The organism is Nocardioides sp. YIM B13467 (genome assembly GCF_042788075.1).
Lineage (GTDB): Bacteria > Actinomycetota > Actinomycetes > Propionibacteriales > Nocardioidaceae > Nocardioides.
The window spans coordinates 1,940,151-1,965,209 of the sequence record NZ_JBHZPJ010000046.1 but is presented as its reverse complement, the minus strand read 5'-3'; the positions used below and the strand labels follow the sequence as shown (position 1 = coordinate 1,965,209).

Below are 25,059 nucleotides of genomic sequence, written 5' to 3'. Positions count from 1 at the left end.
GCTTATGCCTTCGAAAGGGTGCGTAGAGCTGCCCGGAGCAGCAACGAGATGTTGGCCTGGTCGCCGGCCTCGGGCTCGATCGCGGTCACCGCCTTGTCGGCGTCCCGGGCGTTGTAGCCCAGGCCGACGAGGGCTTCGGTGACCTGGTCGCGCCACGGCGCCGCTGCGGCGGCGCGCGCTGGGACGGAGGCGGTGCCGGTCGGTGCGCCGATCCTGTCCTTGAGCTCAAGGATGATCCGCTGGGCGCCCTTCTGGCCGATGCCGGGGACCTTGGTGAGGGTCTTGGCGTCCTCGCCCGCGATGGCCAGGCGGATGCCGTCGGGCGAGAGGACGGCGAGCATCGCCTGGGCGAGCTTCGGGCCGACGCCGGAGGCGGTCTGGAGGAGCTCGAAGAGGGTGCGCTCGTCGGTGTCGGTGAAGCCGAAGAGGGTCAGCGAGTCCTCGCGCACGACCAGGCTGGTCGGCAGGTGCGCCTCCTCACCGGTGCGGAGGGTGGCCAGCGTGTTGGGGGTGCAGAGCAGCTCGATGCCGATGCCGCCGACCTCGACGACGGCGGTGGAGAGACTGACTGCGGCGACCTTGCCGCGTACGGACGCGATCATCTACGGACCCTTCCGGCCGCGGCGACCGCGGCTTCGATGCGGTTCTGGGCGCCTCCGCGCCACTGGTGGGTGATGGCCAGCGCGAGCGCGTCGGCGGCGTCGGCAGGCTTCGGCGGAGTCGAGAGCCGCAGGATGCGGGTCACCATCGCGGTCACCTGCTGCTTGTCGGCCCGGCCGTTGCCGGAGACGGCGGCCTTGACCTCCGAGGGCGTGTGCAGGGCGACGGGCAGACCGCGCCGGGCGGCGCAGACCATGGCGAGGCCGCTGGCCTGGGCCGTACCCATGATCGTGGAGACGTTCGAGCGCGCGAAGATCCGCTCGATCGCGACCGCGTCGGGCTGGTGCTCCTCGATCCAGGCGTCGATCCCCTTCTCGATGCTCACCAGCCGCTCCCAGACGGGAAGGTCGGAGGACGTACGGATCACTCCGACGTCCACCATCGACAGCGGCCGGCCGAGCGACCCGTCGACCACGCCCATCCCGCACCGGGTCAGGCCGGGGTCGATCCCAAGCACCCGCACGCCCACTCCTTCGTCCGATCGAACGCCTGTTCGTAGCGTACAGACTAGGGCTTGTCTCTCCAGCCCCTGACACGCCCCGCCGAGAATGCAGTTGTGGGCGACGAAAGTGGAGTTTCGTCGCCCACAACCAACGATTCGACCCGCCGAAACTACCGATTCGGCCGGTGGTGCTCAGGCGTCGACGGTCTCCATGACCTCGTCGGGGATGTCTGCGTTGGAGAAGACGTTCTGTACGTCGTCGAGGTCGTCGACGGCGTCGATGAGCTTGAAGACCTTCTCGGCGGACGGGGCGTCGGCGACCGGGATGTCCATGCTCGCGACGAACTGGACCTCGGCGGAGTCGTAGTCGATGCCGGCGTCCTGCAGCGCGGTGCGGACCGCGACGACGTCGGACGGGTCGGAGACGATCTCGAAGGACTCACCGAGGTCGTTGACGTCCTCGGCACCGGCGTCGAGGGTGGCCTCGAGGAGGTCGTCCTCGGAGATCTCCTTGCCCTCCTGCGCCTTGGCCACGACGACGACGCCCTTGCGGTCGAAGAGTCGCGAGACCGAGCCCGGGTCGGCCATGGTGCCGCCGTTGCGGGTGACCGCGGTGCGCACCTCCATGGCCGCCCGGTTGCGGTTGTCGGTCAGACACTCGATGAGGAGCGCCACGCCCTGGGGGCCGTAGACCTCGTACATGATCGTGTCGTAGCTGACCCCGCCGCCGTCGAGCCCACCACCGCGCTTGACCGCACGGTCGATGTTGTCGTTGGGGACTGACTGCTTCTTGGCCTTCTGGATCGCGTCGTAGAGGGTCGGGTTGCCCGACGGGTCGGGACCGCCGGTCTTGGCCGCGATCTCGATCGTCTTGATGAGCTTGGCGAAGAGCTTGCCGCGCTTGGCGTCGATCGCCGCCTTCTTGTGCTTCGTCGTTGCCCACTTGGAGTGGCCGCTCATCTGGAAACCGTCCTTTGCCCCGCGTCGTCGCTGATGCTTGTCGAGCCGCCACCGGAGTCGTCACAGGGCAGCAGATGCCCATTCTAACTACGTGCCGTACGTCACCGTCAGCAGCAGGTGTCGAGGAAGAGCCGATGCAGGCGGTCGTCGGCGTTGACCTCGGGATGGAACGAGGTCGCCATGAGCTGGTTCTGACATACGGCGACGGGGTGCTCCCCCACGCTCGCCAGCACCTCCACGCCCGGGCCGATCTGCTCGACCCAGGGCGCCCGGATGAAGACACCGTGGACCGTGTCGTCGAGGCCGGTGACCTCCAGGTCGGTCTCGAACGACTCCGTCTGCCGCCCGAAGGCGTTGCGCCGGACGGTGATGTCGAGCCCGCCGATGGTCTCCTGGCCCTGGGCCGCGTCGAGCAGCCGGTCGGCCAGGAGCACCATCCCGGCGCAGGTGCCGAGCGCCGGCATCCCGCCACGGACCCGCTCGCGGAGCGGGTCGAGGAGCTCGAACGTACGCGCCAGGCGCCACATCGTCGTCGACTCACCGCCGGGGATGACGAGCGCGTCGCACGCGTCGAGCTCCTCCCGGCGGCGTACGGACGTTCCCTTCACCCCCAGTCGGTCGAGAGCGGCGAGGTGCTCGCGGACGTCGCCCTGGAGGGCGAGTACGCCGAGGGTGGTCACCAGCCGCGCTCCGCGAACTGGATCGACCTGGCGGGCTCGTCGACGTTGATGCCGACCATGGCCTCGCCGAGGCCGCGGGAGACCTTGGCGACGACGTCGGGGTCGTCGTGGAAGGTGGTCGCCTTGACGATCGCCTCGGCGCGCTGGACCGGGTTACCGGACTTGAAGATGCCGGAGCCGACGAAGACGCCCTCGGCGCCGAGCTGCATCATCATCGCGGCGTCGGCAGGGGTCGCGATGCCGCCGGCGGTGAACAGGACGACCGGGAGCTTTCCGTTCGCGGCGACCTCCTTGACCAGCTCGTAGGGAGCCTGGAGCTCCTTGGCGGCCACGTAGAGCTCGTCCTCGGCGAGGGCGCCGAGGCGGCGGATCTCGTGGCGGATCGTACGCATGTGGGTGACCGCGTTGGACACGTCGCCGGTGCCGGCCTCGCCCTTGGAGCGGATCATCGCCGCGCCCTCGGTGATACGGCGCAGAGCCTCGCCGAGGTTGGTCGCACCGCACACGAACGGCACGGTGAAGGCCCACTTGTCGATGTGGTTCTCGTAGTCGGCCGGGGTCAGCACCTCGGACTCGTCGATGTAGTCCACCCCGAGGCTCTGCAGCACCTGGGCCTCGGCGAAGTGGCCGATCCGGGCCTTGGCCATGACCGGGATGGAGACGGCCTCGATGATGCCGTCGATCATGTCGGGGTCGGACATGCGGCTCACGCCGCCCTGGGCGCGGATGTCGGCGGGAACGCGCTCGAGCGCCATCACCGCCACCGCCCCGGCGTCCTCGGCGATCTTCGCCTGCTCGGCGGTGACCACGTCCATGATCACGCCGCCCTTGAGCATCTCCGCCATCCCGCGCTTGACCCGCGAGGTTCCCGTCTCATTCATGCTTGTTGCCATGGGGCGATCGTAGGTCGGGACAAGGCGTACGCCACCCTCGGAAAGCCCTGGTCAGGCCACTGTTCCCAAAGTGGACTGCTCCAAGTGGACTGCTACCCGGCCAACGCCTCGGCGGCCTCGGCCACCGCGGTGGGGGCGCCGGCCAGCGACCAGGTGACGCCACCGGCCTCCACCTGGGTCGTGGCTCCGCCGGCCCCCAGGACGAGGGCGGCGCCGGGGAGGCGGTCCCAGTCGGGGACGGAGTGCTGGCAGAAGAGGTGGAGCTTTCCCTGGGCGATGGCGGTGAGGTCCATCGAGCCGGAGCCGAGGATCCGGATGGAGGCGGCGCCGCTGGCGACGCGGACGTACGCCTCGCCGACCGGGTGCTTCAGCTTCGAGGGGTGGAGGTAGGTGGTGAGGCAGGCGAGGGCGAGCGGCGTGTCGGGCATCGCGTCGAGCCGGACACCGTTGCGGGTCGTGGGCAGCTCGGGGCCGCCGACGTAGACCGCGTCCTCCGCCGGTGAGTAGATCGCACCCAGGATGATGCCGTCGCCGTCGGTCAGCGCCAGCGCGGAGCACCACCAGTCGAGGCCGCGTACGAAGTTGTAGGTGCCGTCGACCGGGTCGATGGTCCACACCCGGCCGGTGGTCGACTCGCGGGCCGATCCCTCTTCTCCGAGGATGCCGTCGCCGGGGTGCTCGACCGTCAGCCGTTCGACGATCGCCTTCTCGGCGGCCTTGTCGGCGGCGGTGACCACGTCGGAGACCGAGGTCTTGGTCTCGATCGAGTCACCGACTCCCTCGATGCGCATCTTCGCGGCGAGCGAGCCGGCGCCGCGGACGAGCTCCGCGGCCAGGCGTACGTCTGCCTCGGTCGGCGCGGTCACGAGGCCGCTTCCTCGGCGAGTGCCTGCTTGCGGACGGTCCAGACGCGCTGGCCGACGGTGACGGTCGAGGCGACGGCGAGGATCCACAGCGCGATGTAGATGAGCAGGTCGAGGGAGAAGATGCCGGCGAAGCCGGTCATCACGAGGACAAGGACCAGACGGTCGGCTCGCTCGGCGATGCCGACGTTGGCGGTGAAGCCCAGCGACTCGGCGCGGGCGCGGGCGTAGGAGGTGACCGCACCTACGACGAGGCACCACAGGGACAGTGCGAGATAGAGGTCGGAGTCACCCGGACCGGCGAAGTAGAGAGCCAGGCCACCGAAGACCGCGCCGTCGCCGAACCGGTCGAGGGTGGAGTCCCAGAAAGCACCGAACTTCGACGTACGACCGACGGCACGCGCCATCGCCCCGTCGATCAGGTCGCTGAAGACGAAGCAGGTGATGAAGATCGTGCCGGCCAGCAGCTCGCCGCGCGGGTAGAACGCCAGCGCTCCGACCGCTACTCCGATGGTGCCGACGAGCGTCACGACATCGGGGCTGATCTTCAGCGCCACGAACAGCCGGACGATGGGTGCGAGGACGACTCCCTGAACGAAGCCTTTGATGTGATCCAACATGGCGCGGCCACGCTATCGGATTCCGCCGACAACTCGGTCGACCGAACTGCAAACTCGATCGGTACAACTGACGTCTCGGGCGACGTGACTGACGTCTCGGCTAGGTTCCTTCGGTCAGATCGCGGACCTCGGCGTAGCGGGAGCGGACGGCGGGGTCGGGGTCGGCCTCGTAGGCCTGGGTGCCGGCGAGNGACGCGCCGACTCGACGTGGTTCTTGGTCAGGATGAGCCGACTCGGCGTTTCAGGGGTGGGTCATCGACTCGACGTCGAGGGCTTCGTCCAGCTGCGCTTCGGTGAGGGTGCCGTCGGCGACGTAGCCGAGCTTGATGACGGTGTCCTTGATCGTGGCGCCCTCGGCCAGGGCCAGCTTGGCGACCTTGGCGGCGGCCTCGTAGCCGATGTACTTGTTGAGCGGCGTGACGATCGAGGGGGAGGACTCGGCGTAGGCGCGGAGACGCTCGGGGACGGGGACGATCCCGTCGACGGTGCGCTCGGCCAGGACGGTCATCGAGGTGGAGAGCAGGCGGATCGACTCCAGGATGTTGCGGGCCATCACCGGCATCGCGACGTTGAGCTCGAAGGCGCCCGAGGCGCCGGCGGCGGTCACCGCGGCGTCGTTGCCGATCACCTGGAAGGCCACCATCAAGGTCGCCTCAGGCACGACCGGGTTGACCTTGCCGGGCATGATCGAGGAGCCCGGCTGGAGGTCGGGCAGGTGGATCTCGGCCAGGCCGGTGGTGGGGCCGGACGACATCCAGCGCAGGTCGTTGTTGATCTTGATCAGGCCGACCGCGAGCGTCTTCAGGACGCCGGAGAGCTCGACCAGCGAGTCGCGGGTGCCCTGGGCCTCGAAGTGGTTGCGTGCCTCGGTGAACGGCTGGCCGGTGCGGTTGGAGAGGTCGGCGATCACGGCCTGCGGGAACCCGGCGGGCGTGTTGATGCCGGTCCCGACCGCGGTGCCGCCCAGTGCCAGCTCGCGCACTCTGGGGAGCACCGACTCGAGCCGCTCGGCCGCGTAGCGGACGGTGGCTGCGTACCCGCCGAACTCCTGGCCCAGGGTGACCGGGGTCGCGTCCATCAGGTGCGTACGTCCCGACTTCACCAGCCCGGAGAACTCCTCGGCCTTCGCCTCGAGCGAGCCGGCCAGCACGTCGATCGCGGGCAGCAGCTGCTCGGTGACGGCGACGGCGGCCGCGACGTGGATCGCGGTCGGGAAGGTGTCGTTGGAGGACTGGGAGGCGTTGACGTGGTCGTTGGGATGTACGCTCTGCCCATTTTCTGGGGAACCGGCCCGAGCCGCCAGCGACGCGATCACCTCGTTGGCGTTCATGTTGGAGGAGGTGCCGGACCCGGTCTGGAAGACGTCGATCGGGAACGCGTCGTCGTGGCGGCCCTCGGAGACCTCGCCCGCGGCGGCGATGATCGCCTCGGCCTTGTCGCCGGGCAGGACGCCGAGGTCGAAGTTGGCCTTGGCGGCGGCCGCCTTCACATGACCGATCGCATGGATCAGCGCCGGCTCGATGGGCGTACCCGAGATGGGGAAGTTCTCCACGGCCCGCTGGGTCTGGGCGCGCCACAGCGCGTCCTTCGGGACCCGGACCTCTCCCATGGAGTCGTGCTCGATGCGAAAGCTCATGTCGTCCATGTCTGATTCAACCTTTGACTAGTTGGTGCCATTCCCTCGCGAGACCCCGCCGGCAGAGAGCCGGCCCACATAGAGCCAGTAGGTCTCCGAGTGCCCCTGCAGGTCGACCGGGTAGGAGAGCGCCTCGGCGTCGTCGAAGACCTGCGCCATCACCTCCAGCAGCGCCGGAGCCTTCGCCGCCGACCACACCACCACGGTGCCACCCGGGCCCGTCGCTCGCCGCGCATCCGCCAGCGCGGGCGCCTCGTAGAGCGCTCCGTTGGCGTCGTGGACCAGGTAGCCGGGGCCGTTGTCGACGTCCAGCAGCACGACGTCGTACGCCTCGGCCCGGCTCTCCCGCAGGACCACGGCCACGTCGGCCACCTCGATGTGGACGCGCTCGTCCTTCAGCAGGTCGGGGCCGTGGGGGATCCGGCCGGTCCGCATCCACTCGACCAGGCGCGGCTCGATCTCGACGACCGTGACCGCCTCGACCCGCGGGTCGGTCAGCACGGCCTCGAGGGTGAACCCGAGCCCGAGGCCACCAATGAGCACCTGCTTCGGCGCCGGGTGCAGCTCGAGGGCATGGGTGGCCAGCGCCTTCTCGGTCGAGGTCTCCCGGGTGTCCATCACGAAGATCCCGTTGGCCCGCAGCTCCAGGTGGCCGTCCGCTCGGTGCCGTAGGGCCAAGCCACCGTCGACGATCACCGATTCACTCCCGCTCACGGTTCCATTGTGTCCGATATGGGTACCGGACAGGTCATGAGCGATGACGACACCCAGTTCCCAGCCCAGCAGCAGGAGCCTCCCGGGCTCACCGGCGAGATGGACCCGCTGCCCGACCACGGCGAGTCCAGCTACCAGGGCCACGGCCGCCTCGATGGCAAGGTCGCGCTCATCACCGGTGCCGACTCCGGCATCGGCCGCGCGGTCGCCATCGCGTACGCCCGTGAGGGGGCCGACGTGGCCTTCACCTACCTCCCGGAGGAGGAGCCGGACGCGCAGGAGACCTCGAAGCTCGTCGAGGAGGCCGGACGTACGCCGCTGGCCATCCCGATCGACCTGCGCGAGCGCGAGGCGTGCGACGAGGTCGTCGAACGCACCGTGCAGGAGCTCGGCGGCCTCGACATCCTGGTCAACAACGCCGGCTACCAGTTCGCCCGCGACAAGGGTCTGACGGACATGGACGACGAGCGGATCGACCGGACGTTCAAGACGAACCTGTACGCCCTGCTCTGGCTGACCAGGGCCGCCGTCCCGCACCTGCGGAAGAGCAACGGCTGCGTCATCAACAACGCCTCGATCCAGGCGTACGAACCCTCGACCAGCCTGCTCGACTACGCCGCGACCAAGGCGGCCATCAACAACTTCACCGTCACCCTCGCCGCAGAGCTCGGGCCCGACGGAGTCCGGGTGAACGCGGTGGCGCCGGGGCCGATCTGGACCCCGCTGCAGCCGGCGACGCAAGCGCCGGAGAAGGTGCAGAAGTTCGGGGCCAACACACCGCTGGGGCGCGCCGGTCAGCCGGCCGAGGTCGCGCCCGCGTTCGTGTTCCTGGCCTCTCCGGCCGAGGCGTCCTACGTCTCCGGCACCGTCCTCGGGGTGACTGGGGGACGGCCGGTGTTCTGATGGCTGCGAGCAGCTTGCACGGCGAGGAGGTCGAGGGCGGCGGTCCGGACGAGGGGCCGGAGGAACGGATCACCCGTAACTGGAACGAGCTCCTTCAGGAGTTGCGGGTGCTGCAGACGGGTGTGCAGATCCTCACCGGGTTCCTGCTGACGGTCCCGTTCTCGCCCCGCTTCCCGGACCTGGCCGACCATCAGCAGACGATCTACCTCGTCGTGCTGGTCGGCTCGGTCATCACCACCTCCCTCATCATCGCCCCGGTCTCCTTCCACCGGATCCTGTTCCGGCGTCGCCAGCGGCCGTGGCTGGTCACGGCCTCGCACGCCTGTGCCCGCGCCGGACTGGCAGGATTCGCGGTCACCTCGGCGCTGGTGGTGCTGCTCGTCTTCGACGTCGTCCTCTCCTTCGGAGCCGGGGTCGTCGCCGCGGTGGGTGTCCTGGTCCTGTTCGTCTCGCTGTGGGCCGGCCTGCCGATGCTGAATGGGCGAAACAACTCTCGCTGACCCCATGTGATCACCACCACACCGGGAGTACGCTGGTCGGAAACCGAGTCTGGTGGGCTTATGTGGTCGTTCTTCTGGATCCTCGTCGCGGTACTGCTCGGAGTTGCCGAGGCGTTCACGATGACGCTGGCGTTCGCTTTCGTCGCCGGCGGGGCGCTCCTTGCCGCGGGCAGCGCCGCCCTCGGCGCGCCCGTGCTGGTGCAACTGCTCGTCTTCGTCCTCGCGGGCGGTGGCAGCGTGCTGCTGGTCCGGCCGGTGGCGCGTCGACACCTGGCCGTGCCGCCGCCGTCACGTGACGGCACCGACGCGCTGGTCGGCCGTCAGGCGGTCGTCCTCGCCGAGGTGAGCTACGCGCACGGGCTGGTCCGGCTCGCGGGTGAGGAATGGACCGCCCGCCCCTATGACGAGGACCTGGTCATCCCGGTCGGATGCCGGGTCGACGTGCTCGAGATCGAAGGCGCGACGGCGCTCGTGCACCCGCGCGACCCGCTGTCGCTGTCCCCATAGAGGAGGGCGTACGAGATGGAACTTCTGCTGATCGTTCTGGTCATGGTCGCGCTGGTGGTGGGGGCGGTCGCCTCGACGGTGCGGATCGTGCCGCAGGCCCGGCGCTACAACATCGAGCGCTTCGGGCGCTACCGGATCACCCTGCAGCCGGGGCTCAACTTCGTGATCCCACTGGTGGACCGGGTCAACACCAAGCTGGACGTACGCGAGACGGTCTACTCCTCCAACCCCCGGCCGGTGATCACCGAGGACAACCTGGTGGTCAACATCGACACGGTGCTCTACTACCAGATCACCGACCCGCGGTCGGCCGCCTACGAGGTCGCCAACTACCTGCAGGCGATCGACCAGCTCACCGTCACCACGCTGCGAAACCTGATCGGCTCGATGGACCTCGAGAGCACGCTGACCTCGCGCGAGACGATCAACGCGCGGCTGCGTGAGGTGCTCGACGACGCCACCGGGAAGTGGGGGATCCGGGTCAACCGGGTCGAGATCAAGGCGATCGACCCGCCGGCCTCGATCAAGGAGGCGATGGAGAAGCAGATGCGCGCCGAGCGTGACAAGCGTGCCGCCATCCTGCACGCGGAGGGCAAGCGGGCCTCGCTGATCCTCGAGGCCGAGGGCACCCGGCAGAAGTCCATCCTGGAGGCGGAGGGCAACCAGCAGGCCCGGATCCTCGAGGCCGAGGGTGAGGCCACGGCGCTCGAGCGGGTCTTCCAGGCGGTCCACGCCAACGACGCCGACGCCAAGGTCCTGGCCTACAAGTACCTCGAGATGCTGCCCTCGCTCGCCTCGCACGGCAACTCGTTCTGGGTCATCCCCGGCGAGCTCACCGAGGCGATGCGTACGGTGACTGGCGCCTTCGCCGACAACGCCTCCTCTATGCGGTCGGCGAAGGTCTCGGACAACGGCGACGACGACGCCCGACGTACGCCGCCGGTTCCCTCGCCTCGCGACGCCATCGAACAGGCCGAGCACGAGGCTGCCAAGGCGGTCGAGGCGGCCCACGAGGAGTCGGCCCGGGCGGATCGCATCATCGGGTGACGCCGCGGAGGGTTGCAGAAAACCGTTTCCTGAGGGCACTCGGTCGCTGACAAGATGGCCGAGTGCCGCTGCCCACCCCGACGCTGACGACCGAGCGGTTGCGGCTGCGGCCGTTCGCCGTCACCGATGCCGAGCCGCTGTTCGCCCTCCAGAGCGACGCGTACGTCCTGCGCTACTGGGACTCGCCACCCTGGACCGAGCGGGCGCGTGCTGAGCAGTTCATCGCCCGAAGCCATGCGATGGCCGAGGAGGGGAGCGGGGCGCGGATGGTCATCGAACGCGACTCCACCTTCGCCGGCTGGTGCACCCTGAACTCTTGGAATCCCGACTTCCGCAGCGCCTCGCTGGGCTACTGCCTCGCCAGGGCAGGGTGGGGTCAGGGCGTCGCGACCGAGGCTGCGGGCGCGCTCCTGGATTGGGCCTTCGACACCCTGGACCTGAACAGGGTCCAGGCCGAGGCCGACACCCGCAACGCCGCCTCCGCCCGGGTGCTGGAGAAGCTCGGCTTCACGCTGGAGGGGACGCTGCGCGAGGACTGCGTGGTGAACGGCGACGTCTCGGACTCGTGGGTGTTCGGGCTGCTGCGCCGGGAGTGGTTCTCCCAGTAACGGGGTACCGCACAGGACATGAGCCAGCGACCGTAACCAGCAGGATCAGCCGAAGAGGTCACCCAACCAGGACTCGCGGTGGTGGCCGCGGCGGTTGTCGTGGCGGCGGTCGTCGTCATAGTCGCGCCGCTCGTACTCCCGCTTCTCATAGCGTCGCTCGTCGCGCTTCTGCTCCTGGCGGGGCTGCTGGTAGCTGCCGGGCTGCGGGGCGCCGACGGACCGCTCGATGATCTTGTCGATCTCGCCGCGGTCCAGCCACACGCCACGGCACTGCGGGCAATAGTCGATCTCGATGCCTTGGCGCTCGCTCATCACCAGGGTGGCACCGTCGATGGGGCACTGCATGGGGGTCTCCTCGTCTTCGGGGATCGGCGCCCATAACCTAGCCGGTCGCCCCGCATCGCCGAGGGCCCGGCGCAGGCGGACGTCCGGTCAGCGGCACCGTGGTGGTGCCGGAGGGCTCGGTGACGAACCTCGTGCCGTCGAATCGTGGGTCTTCGGCTGCTCCGGAAGGAATGGGATCAGTCGCCGAGACGCTTGAACGGCTCGATGGCGAAGACGACGTCGACGGCGACGTCGAAGTAGGCGGCGATCCGCAGAGCAAGATGCAACGAGGGGCTGTATTCGCCCCGCTCCAGGTAGCCCACGGTCTGGTAGTGGACGCCGAGGGCGTCGGCGAGCTCCCGACGGGAGATGCCGCGCTCGGCGCGTAGCATCGCGATCCGGTTGTAGACGGTGTCCGATTCGTTGGCCACAGGTCAGTAGCCCCTGGTCATGACCTTGTCGCGCGCGGCCGCGATCGCGGAGCCGGTCTGGCGGCGAGCCATCCGGCGGAGCACGATCGGTGCGAGCACGAGTCCGATGACGGCCCAGACACCGAGGACGGCGAACATCTCGACAGTGCGCCAGGAGTCTCCGATCTCGGCCGCCTCCGCCCCAGCGGGCATCATCGCGGACCGGGTGCCGAGCCCGAGCCAGTAGAAGGGGAAGACCTGCCCGACCCACTGCAGCCAGGTGGGCATCGCGGTGATCGGGTAGAAGATGCCGGAGATCGCGATCAACAGCATCGAGGCCAGCATGATCAGCATCGACTGGGCGCTCGACTTGAAGATCGAGCCGAGCGCCGACCCGATCGGAACGGTCGCGACCATGCCGACGACGAAGATGACCGGGAGCAGCAGCGCCGTGCGGCCGTCGATCCGAAGGTCGCCGATCACCGTCACCGCGGGAATCGCGAGCAGCACCAGGCTGGCCAGCGTGGTCAGCCCGAAGAACCAGATCTTGCCGATCAGGTAGCCGAGCATCCCGTCGGGCGTCGCTTTGGCCCGCAGCAGCGTGCCGTCCTCGCGGTCGGTGGCGATCTGCATCGCCGGGCCCGCGAGGCCGCCGAAGGCGATCGACATCCCGATCAGGCTCGGCAGCACCATCGCACCCAGTGCGAGGTCGGTGCCGGGCACGGTGTTGCCGCGCATGAACAGCAGCGTCACCGTGAAGCTGATCGGGAAGAGAAGCATCCAGAAGATGTCGCCGACGTCGGTCAGCGAATACTTGGTCTCCAGCCAGCCGCGGTGCAGCCCGGCGCGCACGGCGACGGCGCGCGTACCATTCGTCCCGGTGGTGATCATGACTGCGCCTCCAACTGCTCGTGCTCCTCGGCCTGGCCGCTCTCGACCCGCTGGACGAGCGCCAGGTAGGTGTCCTCGAGGTTGGCCCGTTTCACCTCGAGCTCAGTCACGTCGGGGTCGGTCGCGAGCAGGCGGCGTACGAACTCGGTCGGGTCGCGGTCCTCGACCGCGTGCACGTGCCGCTCGCCTCCGGCGGTCCAGCGGACCTCCGCCTTGGTCGCGAGGTCGAGGGCCAGCTTGTCGGGACTGCCGTCGGCGATGATCGTGCCGCGGTCGAGCACGAGGATCCGGTCGGCGAGCTTCTCCGCCTCGGCCAGGTCGTGGGTGGTCAGCAGCACGGTCGTGTTCTCGAAGTCGGAGAGCCGGTGCACCAGTTCGTGGAACTCTCGTCGCGCGTGCGGGTCGAAGCCGGCCGTCGGCTCGTCGAGGAACACCAGCTCAGGACGGCCGACGATGCCGATCGCGACATCGACCCGGCGGCGCTGACCGCCGGAGAGCCGCATCACCCTCTGCTCGGCGTGGGCGGTGAGGCCCACGACGGCGAGGAGCTCGTCGACGTCCCACGGGCGAGGGACCTCAGCGGTGGCGTACGGCGCGTAGAACCGCGCGTGGTAGTCGAGCAGGTCGCGAACCCGCCAGCGGCTGTGGTCCCGCCATGACTGGAGCACCACGCCGACCCGCGCACGCCACCGCTCGTCCCCCCGTGCCGGGTCGGATCCCAGCACGCAGACGTCGCCTGACGTCGGCATCCGGAATCCTTCAAGGACCTCGATGGTCGTGGTCTTGCCGGCGCCGTTGGGCCCGAGCAGGGCGACGACCTCGCCGCGACGAGCGGAGAAGGTCACGCCCTTGAGCACCTCGTTGCTGCCGTAGCGCACCCGCAGGTCGCGCACGTCGAGCGCCAGGTCGGTGAGCGCTGTTGTGCTCTCGCTATCGGACATAGCAGGAATACTACGACCGATAGACGAAGTGCGACAGCGAATTGGGTGGACCCCGGCTCAGCGCTCCTTGGAGCGGACCCGGATCCCGGTGAGGGGGACGGTGGTCGTCCCGCTCGGGTCGGTGAAGAAGTCGTTGCCCTCGCCGTCGACGACGATGAAGGCCGGGAAGTTCTCGACCTCGATCTTCCAGACCGCCTCCATGCCGAGCTCGGGGTACTCGAGCACTTCGACCGACTTGATGCAGTCCTGCGCCAGCCGGGCGGCGGGGCCACCGATGGAGCCGAGATAGAAGCCGCCGTAGGTCCCGCAGGCCTCGGCCACCACCTTGGAGCGGTTGCCCTTGGCGAGCATGACCATCGAGCCGCCCGCGGCCTGGAACTGCTCGACGTAGGAGTCCATCCGGCCGGCGGTGGTCGGCCCGAAGGAGCCGGAGGCCATCCCCTCGGGCGTCTTGGCGGGCCCGGCGTAGTAGACCGGGTGGTTCTTCAGGTAGTCCGGCATCTCCTCGCCGGCGTCGAGGCGCTCCTTGATCTTGGCGTGCGCGATGTCGCGGGCCACGACCATCGGGCCGGACAGGGAGAGGCGGGTCTTGACCGGGTGCTGCGACAGCGTCGCCAGGATCTCCGACATCGGCTGGTTCAGGTCGATGTCCACGACCTCGCCGGCCGAGATCTCCTCGGCCATGCCGGCGTCGGGCATGTACTGCGCCGGGTCGGTCTCGAGCTGCTCGAGGAACACTCCGTCGCGGGTGATCTTGCCCAGCGCCTGGCGGTCGGCGGAGCAGGAGACCGCGATCGCCACCGGACAGCTCGCGCCGTGGCGGGGGAGCCGGACGACGCGTACGTCATGGCAGAAGTACTTACCGCCGAACTGGGCACCGATCCCGAAGGACTGGGTGAGCTCGAAGACCTTCTCCTCCAGCTCCGTGTCGCGGAAGCCGTGGGCCGACATCGAGCCCTCGGTCGGGAGGTTGTCGAGGTAGTGGGCCGAGGCGTACTTGGCCGTCTTCAGCGCGAACTCCGCGGAGGTGCCGCCGATGACGACGGCGAGGTGGTACGGCGGACAGGCGGCCGTGCCGAGCGAGCGGATCTTCTCGTCGAGGAAGGTCAGGATCCGATCGGGGTTGAGGATCGCCTTGGTCTCCTGGAACAGGAACGACTTGTTGGCCGAGCCGCCGCCCTTGGCCATGAAGAGGAACTTGTACTCCGGACCGTTCTCGCCCTCGGTGGTCGAGTAGATCTCGACCTGCGCGGGCAGGTTTGAGCCGGTGTTCTTCTCTTCGTACGTCGTCAGCGGCGCCAGCTGGGAGTAGCGCAGGTTGAGCTTGGTGTAGGCGTCGAAGACACCGCGGCTGACGGTCTCGGCGTCGTCGGCGCCGGTCAGCACCCCCTCGGACTTCTTGCCCATCACGATCGCGGTGCCGGTGTCCTGGCACATCGGCAGGATCCCGCCGGCGGAGATGTTGACGTTCTTGAGCAGGTCGAGGGCGACGAAGCGGTCGTTGCCGGAGGCCTCGGGGTCGTCGATGATCTTGCGGAGCTGCTGGAGGTGGGCCGGGCGGAGGTACTGGTTGATGTCCTTCATCGCCTCGGCGGTCAGCCGCCGGATCGCCTCGGGGTCGACCTTGAGGAACTTGCGCCCGTCGACCTCGATCTCTTCCACCCCCTCGCTCGTGATCAAGCGGTAAGGAGTGTCGTCCTTGCCGGTCGGGAGGAGGTCGGAGTATCGGAACTCAACGTCAGCCACGGAAGAGAATCGTACGCCGCCCCCGGCCTCGCCCCCGGCCTCGGTCCCGGCCTCGGCTCCGGGGCCGACATCGAGGGCAGAGGATGTTGGCGCCAGCCTGCTCGAGAGCGGCGTGGAGTCGTGGCTGTTACGCGCGGGGCGGGGGCTGGGAGCCGGCCGTCAGGCGGCGGGCCCGGCTCGCAGGGCCGCCGATGCCGCGACCAGCGTCGCCACCACGGAGGTACTGAAGGCGGGATCCATCACCGCCGCGGCGCACGGGCCGCGGGACGGGCCGGACGGCGGCACCAGGCCGGAGACGAGCGCGCGGTAGGTCTGGACCCCGCCCTGCCGTGGGTCCCGGGGCAGGCGGTGCACGCAGTCGTCGGCGCCGACCAGCTCGAGGACGTCCTGCTTCGTGGACGCCGAGACCGACACCAGCGACCGCGCGCTCGCCCCTCGCGCATGGGTGGTCTCGAGCACGATGCCCTCGTCGGTACGGCGGGCCGAGACGGTCGTCACGTCACCGAGCGCGACCTGCAGGGCGGCGAGCACGTGGGGTCCGAGATCCCACAGGGCGCCGTCGGTCTCGCGCCGCCACGCAGATCGGCCGAAGGGGTCGTCGCCGACCGTGGCCGTATTCGTGAGCACCGCTCTCGCCGATGACCACGTGCGTTCAGCCGCGGCGTCCAACCACGGGGCGACGGTGCTGTCGAGCAGCCGGGAGTAGTGGACGAGCACCGGCTCGGGATGTCCGTGCAGCCGCTCGGCCTGCTCGACCCGACGGGCCACCGGCTTCTCGAGCAGCAGCGCCTTGCCGGCGTCCAACGCCGCCGGCGTCAGCCCGGCCTGGACGTCGGGCGGCACACAGAACGCGACGACGTCGACCCGGTCCAGCAGGTCGACGTAGGTGCTCGCCGGCTCGAAGCCGTGTCGGCGGGCCAGGTCGGCGAGGTCGGCGTCGTTGCGCGACCAGCCGTGGGTCAGCCGCACCTCGGGTGCGGCGGCGAGCGCCGGCGCCACGGTCAGCCGGGCCCAGGGCCCGGAGCCCACCAGCCCCACGCGCAGGACGCGCTCAGGCATCGGTGAGCACCGCCACGAGCCGGGTGTGCCTGGACATGTGATCCTCGAACTCGCTCGGGTGCTCTCCTGACTTCGGCAACCTACCCGAGCGGGTCAGCCGGCGAGGCCCATCGCGAACACATGCAGGGCACTGTTGGCGGGCAGGACCACGAAGTCGACGGTCTTGCCGGCGGTCAGCGGCACCGAGTTGGCGAAGACCCGGTACTGGTAGGCCGCGTCGCCGTACCCGTCGGGTCGGTTGCGACCGACGCTCGAGGCGACCAACGTCGCGCCGTGCGCGTCGGCCTCCTGGAACGACCAGTTGGGCAGACCGGTCTCGTCCGTCGACGACGTGCCGTCGGTGTAGAAGACGGTGACCGTGCCCGTGGCACCGAAGCTGCTGCCCGAGCCGAGCAGGACCAGCGCGTCGCCGCTGCCGCTCACCTTCACGGCTTGGCCGCCGCTGGCGACGTTGTCGGCCGTGCCGGGCGCGACGTCGGGCATCGTCAGGGTGGCGCCCAGCGCCTCGACCTCGGCCCCCCGGCCCAGGCCCACGTCGGCCAGCTTCTGGGCCGAGAAGCTGTTGCCGGCACCGTCGAAGTTCCCGGTGGTGGTGGCGCTCTCGTCGGTGACCCCGGTGTTGTTGAAGGCCGCCGCCAGATTGGCCATCGGCTCGCCGGAGCGCTCCACCCGCGTGCCGACCGCGGCACCCGCGCCGTCACCGCCGCGGTAGGCGGCCGTGGCGGTGAAGGTGCGCAGATGGAAGCCCGGACGCCGCGCAGGCACCCGCACCGAGAAGGTGACGGTGGCGCTGGCGCCCGGCTTCACGGCTCCCGAGACCGACCGCGAAGCCGGGGCGACCTGCCAGCCCACCGGTCCCCGGAGCGAGACCGTGAGCTTGCGCAGCGCCGCCGTCGATTGGTTGCGGACGGTGACCGGCACCTCGACGATGGCCGGCCCGTCGAGGTCGACCGCTCCGATGGTGACGCCGACCGTGTCCGTGGTCGCCGCAGCCGCTGCCGGTGCCGCTGTGGTGGCGGCGGGGGCCACCAGAAGACCGCCGAGGGCGATCGTGAGCGCGAGAGCCGCGCGGGCGATGAACGACGGAGCGACCATGGTAGGTGCCTTTCGGAAGGTGAGGTCGGTAGGGATCAGGGGACGGGGGGCATCTCGGTCTGGTGCGAGTCGAGGCCGACCCTCGGCTTGCGCCAATTGCCCCGGGTGAAGTCGGGGATCTCCACCGGCTTGCCCTTCTTGGCCAGCGACTCGACGCTCAGCGGGACCGGTGAGCACCACATGGCCGAGTCGTAGACGTCGATGTCGGGGACCAGCCCGGCGCGCATCGTCTGGATGAGACGCCACTGCAGGATGTAGTCCATGCCGCCGTGACCGCTCCCGGAGGCGTCGTCCTCGAGCTCCTTCCACAGCCAGTGGTCGAACTCTTGGCGCAGCGCCTTGAAGCCGCGCCAGGTGTCGCCGCTGTGCAGCGGCTCGGCGTAGACGCGGGCGCCGGTCGAGTCGCCGCCGACGTAGTCCTCGAACAGGCCGCGGCTGCCCTCGATGCTGTTGATGCGGCTGTAGGGCCGGGGCTGGCTCACGTTGTGCTCGGCGCTGATGGTGCGACCCCCGGAAGTGGTGATCTCGCAGCTGATGCGGTCGCCGTTGATGTACTCCTCCTTCCACGACCGGTGGTCGCGGGGGACGAAGCGCTCGCGGTAGTCGGCCAGGCCCCGCGGCGCGGTCGCGGTGGCGGCCAGCGTGACGGCTCGGTCGCCGCGGTTGACGTCCATCGCGGCAGCGATCGGCGCCAGGCCGTGCATCGGGTAGAAGCTGGCGGTGCTGCGGGTGTGCCACAGGCGCCGCCAGTCGTCGGTGTAGTAGCCGTCGTTGAACAGCAGGGCTCGCAGATCGTGCAGGTAGCCGCCGGCGCCGTGGGTGATGTCGCCGAAGACCCCCTCGTGCGCCATCTTGAGCATCGCCAGCTCGTTGCGGCCGTAGCTGCAGTTCTCGGCGAGCAGCAGGTGCTTCCGGGTCATCTCGGAGGTGTTGACGAGGTCCCACAGCTCGTTGAGCTGCGTGGCGATCGGCAGCTCGACGGCGACGTGCGCGCCGGCCAGCATCGAGGTCCGCGCCTGGTCGTAGTGGAACTCCCAGGGGGTGGCGATGTAGATGAGGTCGAGCTCCTCGCGGTCGAGCATCTGCTTGAAGGAGCCACGCTTGCCGCCGTACTCCTTGGGGCGGGTCTTGCCGCGCGCGACGAGGTCGTCGGCCACCCGCGTGGCGCGGTCGGCGCGGATGTCGCACACCGCGACCACCTGCGCGCCGGGGATGTCGGCCCAGCCACGGGCCATGCCGAAGCCGCGGTTCCCGAGGCCGATCAGCCCGATGCGGACGATCTCGTGCGCCTCGAAGGCTTGGTTGACCATGGTGCGCTGGCCGGCTGCCCGCGCCGGGGTGGCGCCGGCGGTGAGGGCGCCGATGCCCAGGGCTGCCCCGCCCACTGCGGCGGCGGAGCCCAGGACGCTGCGCCGGGAGAACCCGGTTGCGAGCTTGGTGTCGGGCGTGGTGATGGACGTCGTCTGCATGTCTTCGCTCCGAAGTCGAGGTCGGGCCGACACGGCCTGAGTGATCGTTTTTGATCGAATCAACACTTGTATCGGCAGAATCAATCGCTCAGGGAAGACTGTAGGGCACGTCACATCGCGGCGCCAGACCTTCGCGCGCCGCGATCGTCGATCGACACGATCGGCTCGTCGCGGGGGTCAGGGGCGACGGCGCCGCGGATCTCGGCCTACCAGAGGTATCCCGCTGGATGGGCCTAGGGCTGGGGGTTCTCGGTGGTGCGCGCTATGGTCGGAGACGTCCACACGGGAGTCCGCGGCAGCGGGCTGAGAGGGAGCTAAGGCCGCTCCGACCGTTACACCTGATCCGGATCATGCCGGCGAAGGAAGTGATTGGTTGTGCCTCTTCCACGTATTTTCTGCCTGGTCTCCTCGAGCGAAGATCTCGCGCTGCTGCCTGCCTTCGCGGAGCTCGGCGTCGCCGGCTTCCAGGTGCGCGACAAGGCAGCGACGACCCGCGAGCTGCTCGCTCTGACCGCGGCCGTGATCGAGCGGGTCGGGACGTACGACGCCTGTGTGGTCGTCGACGACCGTCTCGACGTGGCGCTCGCTGCCGGTGCGCACGGCGTCCACCTCGGTGCCTCCGACCTGCCGCTGGCCGAGGCTCGGCGGATGGCCGACGCGGTCGCTCCGGGTCTTCTCGTCGGCGCGACCTGCCGCGACCGTGCCGCGGTCGAGGCGGCTGCCGCCGCGGGCGCTGACTACGCCGGCTTCGGACCGGTCTTCGCCACCACCTCCAAGGCCGGGCTTCCCGATCCGCTGGGCGTCGACGCCGTCTCGGCCGCAGCGGGTCTCCTGCCGCTGATCGCGATCGGCGGGATCTCGGGAGAGTCCGCCGGTGCCGTACGTGCCGCCGGTGCCCACGGGGTCGCCGTGATCGGCGGGCTCTGGCGACAACCCGACCCACTCCAGGCCGCGAAGGAGCTCGTGGAAGCGGTCGGCTGATGCGCGTGCGGATCCTCGGTGCCGGGATCGTCGGGCTGTCCGTTGCCGACGAGCTGATCCGCCGTGGGCACGAGGTCACGGTGGTCGATCCGGCGCCGGGCTCGGGAGCGTCGTACGCCGCGGCCGGCATGCTCAGCCCAGCCGGTGAGGCTTGGTACGGCGAGGAGGAGCTGACCCGGCTCTGCCTGTCCTCCCTCGCGCTCTGGCCCGACTTCGCCGCCCGGCTCGGGGTGCCCGTGCACACCCGCGGGACGCTGCTGGTCGGTGTCGATGCCGGGGACGTCCAGCAGGTCGAGCGGCAGCTCTCGGTGCTCGATCTCGCCGGGGTCTCCTACGAGAGACTCGTACGCCGCGAGCTGCTCGCCCGCGAACCCGGACTCGGCCGGGTCGCCGGTGGGGCTTTCCTCGCCGAGGACCATTCGGTCGACCCGCGTGCCGTTGTCGCGGCGTTGCTCGATCGGGTCGGCGACCGTGTCGAGACCGACACAGTCGCTGACGTCACCGTCATCGCCACGGGGGTGAACCTCCCCGCTCCGTACTCCTCCCTCATCCGCCCGGTGCGCGGAGATGTCGTGCGGGTGCGGACGCAGGAACCGGTGGAGCGGACGGTGCGGGCCTGGGCGCACGGCGAGCAGATCTACGTGGTGCCGCGGATCGACAGCGACGAGGTGGTCATCGGGGCCACCACCGAGGAGCGCGACGGTCCGCTGCAGCCGACCGTCGAGGGCGTGTGGCGGCTGCTCGACTCCGCCCGCCGGGTCGTGCCGGCGCTCGACCGCGCGAGCGTGGTGGAGGTGACCTCGCGGGACCGCCCGGGGACCGCCGACAACCTCCCCCTGGTCGGCCCGACCCACGAGCCGGGCGTCGTGCTCGCCGCGGGTGCCTACCGCAACGGTGTCCTGCTCGCGCCGCTCATCGCGCAGCTGGTGGCCGATCACATCGAGACAGGGTCAGTGGAGCCCGCGGTCGATCCGCGCCGGTTCCGGATGAAGGAGGACGGATGAAGATCATCGTGAACAGCGAGCCGATGGAGGTCAGTGGCACCGTTGCCGACCTGCTCGAGGCCAGGACCGGTGACCGGCGGCCGAGCGGCATCGCCGTCGCCGTCGACGAGGAGATCGTGCCGCGCGACGACTGGGCGCGATGGCAGCTCCAGGACGGTCACGTCGTCGAGATCGTGACGGCGGTGCAGGGCGGATGAGCAGCATCTTGAAGATCGCCGGGCGCGAGCTGTCCTCACGCCTCTTCCTCGGCACCGGTGGCTTGCCCAACCTGGCCCTGCTCCCCGACGTGATCGACGCGGCCGAGCCCGGTCTGGTGACGGTCTCGATGCGGCGTACGTCCTCGACGGCCTCCGGTGGGCTGCTCGAGACGCTGCGCGCAGCGAAGGTGCCGATCCTGCCCAACACCGCGGGCTGCCTCTCGGCACGCGAGGCGGTGCTGACCGCCGAGCTCGCCCGCGAGGCGCTGGACACGGACTGGGTCAAGCTGGAGGTGATCGGCGACGAGACCTCGCTGATGCCAGACGCCGTCGAGCTCGTCGAGGCCGCCGAGCAGCTGGTGCGCAAGGGCTTCACGGTCCTTCCGTACGCCACCGACGACCCCGTCCTCGCCCGCCGGCTCGAGGACGCCGGCTGCGCGGCGGTGATGCCGCTCGGCTCGCCGATCGGTTCGGGGCTGGGACTGCTGAACCCGTACGCGATCGAGGCGGTCGTCGCCGCCGTGTCCGTGCCGGTCGTGCTCGACGCCGGCGTCGGGACGGCCTCGGACGCGGCCCTGGCGATGGAGCTCGGCTGCTCCGCGGTCCTCGCCGCCACCGCGGTGACCCGCGCCGACGACCCGGTCGGGATGGCTCGCGCGCTGCGCCTGGCCGTCGAGGCCGGGCACGCTGCCCGCGCCGCCGGCCGGATCCCGCGCCAAGCGGTCGCGCGGGCGTCGTCTCCGATGGAAGGCCGGATCGCATGACCGGGCTGCCGCGACTGCTCGTCCTCACCGACCGCTCTCAGCTGCCGCTCGGCCGCAGCCTGGTCGCGACGATGGCAGCGTGCGCCGAGGCCGGCCTGACCCACGTCGTACTCCGTGAGCTCGATGAGCCCCTGGAGCATCGAGCAAAGCTGGCCGAGCTCCTCGCTGGACTCGGCCTGAACGTCATCGCCGCCCACACCCCTCTCCCCGCCTCAGTCGGCTTGCATCTGCCCGCCTCCGCGAGCTGTAACACGTCGTTCGTAGGACTACTCGCCCTATCGGAACGACCGGATAGACCTACGAACAGCGTGTTACACCTCGGCCGGAGCTGCCACAGCCCCACCGATGTCGCCACCGCCGCCGAGGAGGGGTTCGACTACGCGATGCTCAGCCCCTACGCGCTGACCGAGTCCAAGCCGGGCTACGGACCGCCGCTCGGGCCGGGGGCGTTCGCTGACCTGCCGCTCCCGACGTACGCCCTGGGTGGGATCACCCCGGACAACGCCGCTGAGGCGGTTGCGGCCGGGGCCCACGGGGTGGCCGTGATGGGTGCGGTGATGCGCGCGGAGGAGCCGGCCGAGGTCGTACGAGACCTGCTGGCCGCCGTCGGCACGACGGCGGTGACGTCTTGAATCCGCCAGTTGCGCTCACCGTCGCGGGCACCGACTCCGGGGGAGCGGCGGGCACGGCGGCCGATCTGGCCACCTTCGCCGCGATCGGGGTCCACGGAGCCTGCGTGATCACTGCCGTCACCGCCCAGGACACCACCGGGGTCAGCGATATCCACGCGGTCCCGGTCGCCACCGTCGAGGCACAGCTCCACGCCGTCTTCGACGACCTCCCGGTCGCGGCGGTCAAGACCGGCATGCTCGGCAGCGCCGAGGTGGTCGAGCTCGTCGCGCGCCTCTGCGCCGGCCGGCCGCTCGTCGTCGACCCCGTCCTGGTCGCCACCTCCGGCGCGGTGCTCGGCGGGGAGGACGTACGCCGCGCCTATCTCGACCACCTGCTCCCCGTCTCCACCGTCGTCACCCCCAACCTGGACGAGGCCCGGGCCCTGGCCGGGCACGACGGATCGCCCGAGGAGCTGGCCAGGGAGCTGGCCGGGTTGAGGCCGGCCGTGATCGTCACCGGCGGCGACCCGGAGGCAATCGGGACGTGCACGGACTGGCTCGCCGAGCCGGGGAGACCGCCGATCCCGCTCACTCACCCCGCCGTCCCGACCAAGAACGACCACGGCACCGGCTGCACCTACAGCTCGGCCCTGGCCGCCCACCTCGCCCACGGAGCGTCGCTGCGAGACGCGGCCGAGCGGGCCGCGGCGTACGTCACCCGACAGCTCACCAGAAGCCAGCACTGGACCCTCGGCCGCGGCCGAGGACCGATCGCCCACCTGATCACCAAGGAGATCCGATGACCGTCCACCCCGCCCACACCCGCCTCGAGATCGGCGACCTGAAGGTCCCGGTGACCCGGGTCGCGCTCACCAACGGCGAGACCTTCGACCGTTACTGCACCGAGGGCCCCGGCTCGCAGCCGGAGCAGGGCCTTCCGCCCCGCCGCCTCGAATGGATCGAGGAGCGCGGCGACACCGAGCAGTACGAAGGACGCCCGACGGACCTTCGGGACAACGGCAAGACCGCGGTACGCCGTGGCGAAGCCACCCAGGAGTGGCAGGGCGAGCGCCGGCCGCCGCGCAGAGGCAAGAACGTCACCCAGATGCACTACGCGCGCCAGGGCATCATCACCAAGGAGATGGCCTACGTAGCGGTGCGCGAGAGCTGCGACCCCGAGCTGGTCCGCGAGGAGGTGGCGGCGGGCCGGGCGATCATCCCGAACAACGTCAACCACCCCGAGTCCGAGCCGATGATCATCGGGAAGCGCTTCCTGGTGAAGATCAACGCCAACATCGGCAACTCCGCGGTCACCAGCAGCATCGCGGAGGAGGTCGACAAGCTCACCCACGCGATCACCTGGGGCGCGGACACGGTGATGGACCTGAGCACCGGCGACGACATCCACACCACCCGCGAGTGGATCCTGCGCAACTCACCTGTCCCGATCGGCACCGTCCCGATCTACCAGGCCCTGGAGAAGGTCAACGGCGAGGCCGACAAGCTGACCTGGGAGGTGTTCCGGGACACCGTCATCGAGCAGGCCGAGCAGGGCGTCGACTACATGACGATCCATGCGGGGGTCCTGTTGAGATACGTCCCGCTCACCGCGAACCGCGTCACCGGCATCGTGTCCCGAGGCGGCTCGATCATGGCCGGCTGGTGTCTCGCGCACCACCAGGAGAGCTTCCTCTACACCCACTTCGACGAGCTCTGCGAGATCTTCAAGCAGTACGACGTCGCCTTCTCCCTCGGCGACGGCCTCCGCCCTGGCTCCACGGCCGACGCCAACGACGAGGCCCAGCTCAGCGAGCTGCGGACGCTGGCCGAGCTGACCGAGAGGGCCTGGGAGCACGACGTACAGGTCATGGTCGAGGGCCCCGGCCACGTCCCGCTCAACCTGGTGAAGGAGAACGTCGACCTGCAGCAGGAGTGGTGCCACGGCGCGCCGTTCTACACGCTCGGTCCGCTCGCCACCGACATCGCGCCCGGCTACGACCACATCACCAGCGCCATCGGCGCGGCCACGATCGCCATGCACGGCACCGCGATGCTCTGCTACGTCACCCCCAAGGAGCACCTCGGCCTGCCGGACAGGGACGACGTGAAGACGGGCGTGATCACCTACAAGCTCGCCGCTCACGCCGCCGACATCGCCAAGGGCCACCCCGGCGCCCGCGATCACGACGATGCGCTCTCCAAGGCTCGCTTCGAGTTCCGCTGGCGCGACCAGTTCGCGCTCTCGCTCGACCCGGTCACCGCGGAGAGCTTCCACGACGAGACCCTGCCGGCCGAGAACGCCAAGACCGCCCACTTCTGCTCCATGTGTGGCCCGAAGTTCTGCTCGATGAAGATCAGCCAGGACGTACGCGACCGCTTCGGTGGCGAGAACGGCGCGTCCCCCGAGGAGATCGAGGCGGGGATGCTGGAGAAGTCGAAGGAGTTCGCGGCCGCAGGGAGCCGTGTCTACCTCCCGCTCGCCGACTGACCCGACGCGACAGTGCCCTGGCTCCGTCGCCGGGCCCGGGCACTGT

29 protein-coding genes and 1 riboswitch are annotated in these 25,059 nt (G+C 69.9%); of the genes, 12 read left to right on the top strand and 17 right to left on the bottom strand.

The window, feature by feature from the left end; genetic code table 11:
• Positions 1–2: 2 nt before the first annotated feature.
• The 9 genes from ruvA to ACFX43_RS16450 form a co-directional block, all read right to left on the bottom strand.
• The gene (gene ruvA, locus ACFX43_RS16490) at positions 3–602 is read right to left on the bottom strand and encodes a Holliday junction branch migration protein RuvA (protein ID WP_378829638.1); all 600 of its coding nucleotides are present in this window, start codon (positions 600–602) and stop codon (positions 3–5) included.
• A complete protein-coding gene (gene ruvC / locus ACFX43_RS16485; RefSeq protein ID WP_378829634.1) occupies positions 599–1,123 on the bottom strand; it encodes a crossover junction endodeoxyribonuclease RuvC in 525 nt (174 codons plus the stop codon). Before ruvC ends, ruvA begins: the two co-directional genes overlap by 4 nt.
• Before the next feature lie 171 nt (positions 1,124–1,294).
• Positions 1,295–2,062 (bottom strand): YebC/PmpR family DNA-binding transcriptional regulator, encoded by a 768-nt coding sequence (locus ACFX43_RS16480; RefSeq protein WP_378829627.1) that lies wholly within the window; start codon positions 2,060–2,062, stop codon positions 1,295–1,297.
• Positions 2,063–2,169: 107 nt separating this feature from the next.
• On the bottom strand, positions 2,170–2,742 hold the full coding sequence (gene pdxT, locus ACFX43_RS16475; protein ID WP_378829619.1) for a pyridoxal 5'-phosphate synthase glutaminase subunit PdxT: 573 nt from the start codon (positions 2,740–2,742) through the stop codon (positions 2,170–2,172).
• Positions 2,739–3,635: a pyridoxal 5'-phosphate synthase lyase subunit PdxS gene (pdxS, locus tag ACFX43_RS16470; protein ID WP_378829613.1), complete on the bottom strand. Its 897-nt coding sequence runs from the start codon at positions 3,633–3,635 to the stop codon at positions 2,739–2,741. The genes pdxT and pdxS overlap by 4 nt, the downstream gene beginning before the upstream one ends.
• 92 nt (positions 3,636–3,727) lie before the next feature.
• Positions 3,728–4,501 (bottom strand): inositol monophosphatase family protein, encoded by a 774-nt coding sequence (locus ACFX43_RS16465; protein WP_378829608.1) that lies wholly within the window; start codon positions 4,499–4,501, stop codon positions 3,728–3,730.
• Positions 4,498–5,118: a phosphatidylinositol phosphate synthase gene (pgsA, locus tag ACFX43_RS16460; RefSeq protein ID WP_378829597.1), complete on the bottom strand. Its 621-nt coding sequence runs from the start codon at positions 5,116–5,118 to the stop codon at positions 4,498–4,500. The genes ACFX43_RS16465 and pgsA overlap by 4 nt, the downstream gene beginning before the upstream one ends.
• A 241-nt stretch (positions 5,119–5,359) precedes the next feature.
• Positions 5,360–6,763, bottom strand: a complete 1,404-nt coding sequence (locus ACFX43_RS16455) for a class II fumarate hydratase (protein ID WP_378829587.1) — start codon at positions 6,761–6,763, stop codon at positions 5,360–5,362.
• Positions 6,764–6,781: 18 nt separating this feature from the next.
• Entirely contained in the window at positions 6,782–7,468 is a 687-nt protein-coding gene (locus ACFX43_RS16450) for a spermidine synthase (protein WP_378829578.1), read from the bottom strand.
• A gap of 36 nt (positions 7,469–7,504) precedes the next feature.
• On the opposite strand from ACFX43_RS16450, the gene ACFX43_RS16445 reads away from it, so the two are divergent.
• The 5 genes from ACFX43_RS16445 (at position 7,505) to ACFX43_RS16425 (ending at position 11,033) form a co-directional block, all read left to right on the top strand.
• A complete protein-coding gene (locus tag ACFX43_RS16445; RefSeq protein ID WP_378829575.1) occupies positions 7,505–8,371 on the top strand; it encodes a glucose 1-dehydrogenase in 867 nt (288 codons plus the stop codon).
• Positions 8,371–8,871, top strand: coding sequence for a DUF6328 family protein (locus tag ACFX43_RS16440; protein WP_378829570.1), 501 nt, complete (start codon positions 8,371–8,373; stop codon positions 8,869–8,871). The genes ACFX43_RS16445 and ACFX43_RS16440 overlap by 1 nt, the downstream gene beginning before the upstream one ends.
• A 60-nt stretch (positions 8,872–8,931) precedes the next feature.
• Positions 8,932–9,378, top strand: a complete 447-nt coding sequence (locus ACFX43_RS16435) for an NfeD family protein (protein WP_378829563.1) — start codon at positions 8,932–8,934, stop codon at positions 9,376–9,378.
• A gap of 15 nt (positions 9,379–9,393) precedes the next feature.
• A complete protein-coding gene (locus tag ACFX43_RS16430) occupies positions 9,394–10,425 on the top strand; it encodes an SPFH domain-containing protein (RefSeq protein WP_378829556.1) in 1,032 nt (343 codons plus the stop codon).
• Between the two features lie 62 nt (positions 10,426–10,487).
• A complete protein-coding gene (locus tag ACFX43_RS16425) occupies positions 10,488–11,033 on the top strand; it encodes a GNAT family N-acetyltransferase (RefSeq protein ID WP_378829548.1) in 546 nt (181 codons plus the stop codon).
• A 45-nt stretch (positions 11,034–11,078) separates the two neighbouring features.
• On the opposite strand, the gene ACFX43_RS16420 is transcribed toward ACFX43_RS16425, so the two are convergent.
• The 8 genes from ACFX43_RS16420 to ACFX43_RS16385 form a co-directional block, all read right to left on the bottom strand.
• A complete protein-coding gene (locus ACFX43_RS16420) occupies positions 11,079–11,378 on the bottom strand; it encodes a zf-TFIIB domain-containing protein (RefSeq protein WP_378829536.1) in 300 nt (99 codons plus the stop codon).
• A 176-nt stretch (positions 11,379–11,554) separates the two neighbouring features.
• Positions 11,555–11,788 carry a helix-turn-helix transcriptional regulator gene (locus ACFX43_RS16415; RefSeq protein ID WP_292648302.1) on the bottom strand — a complete coding sequence of 78 codons (234 nt, stop codon included), beginning with the start codon at positions 11,786–11,788 and terminating at the stop codon, positions 11,555–11,557.
• Positions 11,789–11,791: 3 nt separating this feature from the next.
• Positions 11,792–12,658, bottom strand: a complete 867-nt coding sequence (locus ACFX43_RS16410) for an ABC transporter permease (protein ID WP_378829521.1) — start codon at positions 12,656–12,658, stop codon at positions 11,792–11,794.
• Entirely contained in the window at positions 12,655–13,599 is a 945-nt protein-coding gene (locus ACFX43_RS16405) for an ABC transporter ATP-binding protein (protein WP_378829514.1), read from the bottom strand. Before ACFX43_RS16405 ends, ACFX43_RS16410 begins: the two co-directional genes overlap by 4 nt.
• Positions 13,600–13,656: 57 nt before the next feature.
• The gene (locus ACFX43_RS16400) at positions 13,657–15,345 is read right to left on the bottom strand and encodes a fumarate hydratase (protein ID WP_378829507.1); all 1,689 of its coding nucleotides are present in this window, start codon (positions 15,343–15,345) and stop codon (positions 13,657–13,659) included.
• Between the two features lie 159 nt (positions 15,346–15,504).
• Positions 15,505–16,404 (bottom strand): Gfo/Idh/MocA family oxidoreductase, encoded by a 900-nt coding sequence (locus tag ACFX43_RS16395; protein ID WP_355021897.1) that lies wholly within the window; start codon positions 16,402–16,404, stop codon positions 15,505–15,507.
• A gap of 93 nt (positions 16,405–16,497) precedes the next feature.
• Positions 16,498–17,499, bottom strand: coding sequence for an NEW3 domain-containing protein (locus ACFX43_RS16390; RefSeq protein WP_378829493.1), 1,002 nt, complete (start codon positions 17,497–17,499; stop codon positions 16,498–16,500).
• Positions 17,500–17,534: 35 nt separating this feature from the next.
• Positions 17,535–18,968: a Gfo/Idh/MocA family protein gene (locus tag ACFX43_RS16385; RefSeq protein ID WP_378829487.1), complete on the bottom strand. Its 1,434-nt coding sequence runs from the start codon at positions 18,966–18,968 to the stop codon at positions 17,535–17,537.
• 272 nt (positions 18,969–19,240) lie between these two features.
• A riboswitch (TPP riboswitch) is annotated at positions 19,241–19,350 on the top strand.
• On the opposite strand from ACFX43_RS16385, the gene ACFX43_RS16380 reads away from it, so the two are divergent.
• The 7 genes from ACFX43_RS16380 (at position 19,344) to thiC (ending at position 25,013) form a co-directional block, all read left to right on the top strand.
• Positions 19,344–19,949 carry a thiamine phosphate synthase gene (locus ACFX43_RS16380; protein ID WP_378829479.1) on the top strand — a complete coding sequence of 202 codons (606 nt, stop codon included), beginning with the start codon at positions 19,344–19,346 and terminating at the stop codon, positions 19,947–19,949. (Overlaps the previous riboswitch by 7 nt.)
• Positions 19,949–20,953: an FAD-dependent oxidoreductase gene (locus tag ACFX43_RS16375; protein WP_378829471.1), complete on the top strand. Its 1,005-nt coding sequence runs from the start codon at positions 19,949–19,951 to the stop codon at positions 20,951–20,953. The genes ACFX43_RS16380 and ACFX43_RS16375 overlap by 1 nt, the downstream gene beginning before the upstream one ends.
• Positions 20,950–21,150 carry a sulfur carrier protein ThiS gene (thiS, locus tag ACFX43_RS16370; protein WP_378829463.1) on the top strand — a complete coding sequence of 67 codons (201 nt, stop codon included), beginning with the start codon at positions 20,950–20,952 and terminating at the stop codon, positions 21,148–21,150. Before ACFX43_RS16375 ends, thiS begins: the two co-directional genes overlap by 4 nt.
• Positions 21,147–21,914, top strand: coding sequence for a thiazole synthase (locus ACFX43_RS16365; protein WP_378829458.1), 768 nt, complete (start codon positions 21,147–21,149; stop codon positions 21,912–21,914). Before thiS ends, ACFX43_RS16365 begins: the two co-directional genes overlap by 4 nt.
• The gene (locus tag ACFX43_RS16360) at positions 21,911–22,546 is read left to right on the top strand and encodes a thiamine phosphate synthase (RefSeq protein ID WP_378829453.1); all 636 of its coding nucleotides are present in this window, start codon (positions 21,911–21,913) and stop codon (positions 22,544–22,546) included. The genes ACFX43_RS16365 and ACFX43_RS16360 overlap by 4 nt, the downstream gene beginning before the upstream one ends.
• On the top strand, positions 22,543–23,328 hold the full coding sequence (gene thiD / locus ACFX43_RS16355) for a bifunctional hydroxymethylpyrimidine kinase/phosphomethylpyrimidine kinase (protein ID WP_378829448.1): 786 nt from the start codon (positions 22,543–22,545) through the stop codon (positions 23,326–23,328). The genes ACFX43_RS16360 and thiD overlap by 4 nt, the downstream gene beginning before the upstream one ends.
• Positions 23,325–25,013: a phosphomethylpyrimidine synthase ThiC gene (thiC, locus tag ACFX43_RS16350; RefSeq protein WP_378829444.1), complete on the top strand. Its 1,689-nt coding sequence runs from the start codon at positions 23,325–23,327 to the stop codon at positions 25,011–25,013. The genes thiD and thiC overlap by 4 nt, the downstream gene beginning before the upstream one ends.
• The last annotated feature ends 46 nt before the right edge of the window (positions 25,014–25,059 follow it).

Coding starts and splice junctions, on each gene's coding strand:
- ruvA (WP_378829638.1), bottom strand. CDS start 602: ATGATCGCGTCCGTACGCGGCAAGGTCGCCGCAGTCAGTCTCTCCACC.
- ACFX43_RS16480 (WP_378829627.1), bottom strand. CDS start 2,062: ATGAGCGGCCACTCCAAGTGGGCAACGACGAAGCACAAGAAGGCGGCG.
- pdxS (WP_378829613.1), bottom strand. CDS start 3,635: ATGGCAACAAGCATGAATGAGACGGGAACCTCGCGGGTCAAGCGCGGG.
- pgsA (WP_378829597.1), bottom strand. CDS start 5,118: ATGTTGGATCACATCAAAGGCTTCGTTCAGGGAGTCGTCCTCGCACCC.
- ACFX43_RS16455 (WP_378829587.1), bottom strand. CDS start 6,763: ATGGACGACATGAGCTTTCGCATCGAGCACGACTCCATGGGAGAGGTC.
- ACFX43_RS16445 (WP_378829575.1), top strand. CDS start 7,505: ATGAGCGATGACGACACCCAGTTCCCAGCCCAGCAGCAGGAGCCTCCC.
- ACFX43_RS16440 (WP_378829570.1), top strand. CDS start 8,371: ATGGCTGCGAGCAGCTTGCACGGCGAGGAGGTCGAGGGCGGCGGTCCG.
- ACFX43_RS16435 (WP_378829563.1), top strand. CDS start 8,932: ATGTGGTCGTTCTTCTGGATCCTCGTCGCGGTACTGCTCGGAGTTGCC.
- ACFX43_RS16430 (WP_378829556.1), top strand. CDS start 9,394: ATGGAACTTCTGCTGATCGTTCTGGTCATGGTCGCGCTGGTGGTGGGG.
- ACFX43_RS16420 (WP_378829536.1), bottom strand. CDS start 11,378: ATGCAGTGCCCCATCGACGGTGCCACCCTGGTGATGAGCGAGCGCCAA.
- ACFX43_RS16410 (WP_378829521.1), bottom strand. CDS start 12,658: ATGATCACCACCGGGACGAATGGTACGCGCGCCGTCGCCGTGCGCGCC.
- ACFX43_RS16405 (WP_378829514.1), bottom strand. CDS start 13,599: ATGTCCGATAGCGAGAGCACAACAGCGCTCACCGACCTGGCGCTCGAC.
- ACFX43_RS16395 (WP_355021897.1), bottom strand. CDS start 16,404: ATGCCTGAGCGCGTCCTGCGCGTGGGGCTGGTGGGCTCCGGGCCCTGG.
- ACFX43_RS16390 (WP_378829493.1), bottom strand. CDS start 17,499: ATGGTCGCTCCGTCGTTCATCGCCCGCGCGGCTCTCGCGCTCACGATC.
- ACFX43_RS16385 (WP_378829487.1), bottom strand. CDS start 18,968: ATGCAGACGACGTCCATCACCACGCCCGACACCAAGCTCGCAACCGGG.
- ACFX43_RS16375 (WP_378829471.1), top strand. CDS start 19,949: ATGCGCGTGCGGATCCTCGGTGCCGGGATCGTCGGGCTGTCCGTTGCC.
- thiS (WP_378829463.1), top strand. CDS start 20,950: ATGAAGATCATCGTGAACAGCGAGCCGATGGAGGTCAGTGGCACCGTT.
- ACFX43_RS16365 (WP_378829458.1), top strand. CDS start 21,147: ATGAGCAGCATCTTGAAGATCGCCGGGCGCGAGCTGTCCTCACGCCTC.
- ACFX43_RS16360 (WP_378829453.1), top strand. CDS start 21,911: ATGACCGGGCTGCCGCGACTGCTCGTCCTCACCGACCGCTCTCAGCTG.
- thiC (WP_378829444.1), top strand. CDS start 23,325: ATGACCGTCCACCCCGCCCACACCCGCCTCGAGATCGGCGACCTGAAG.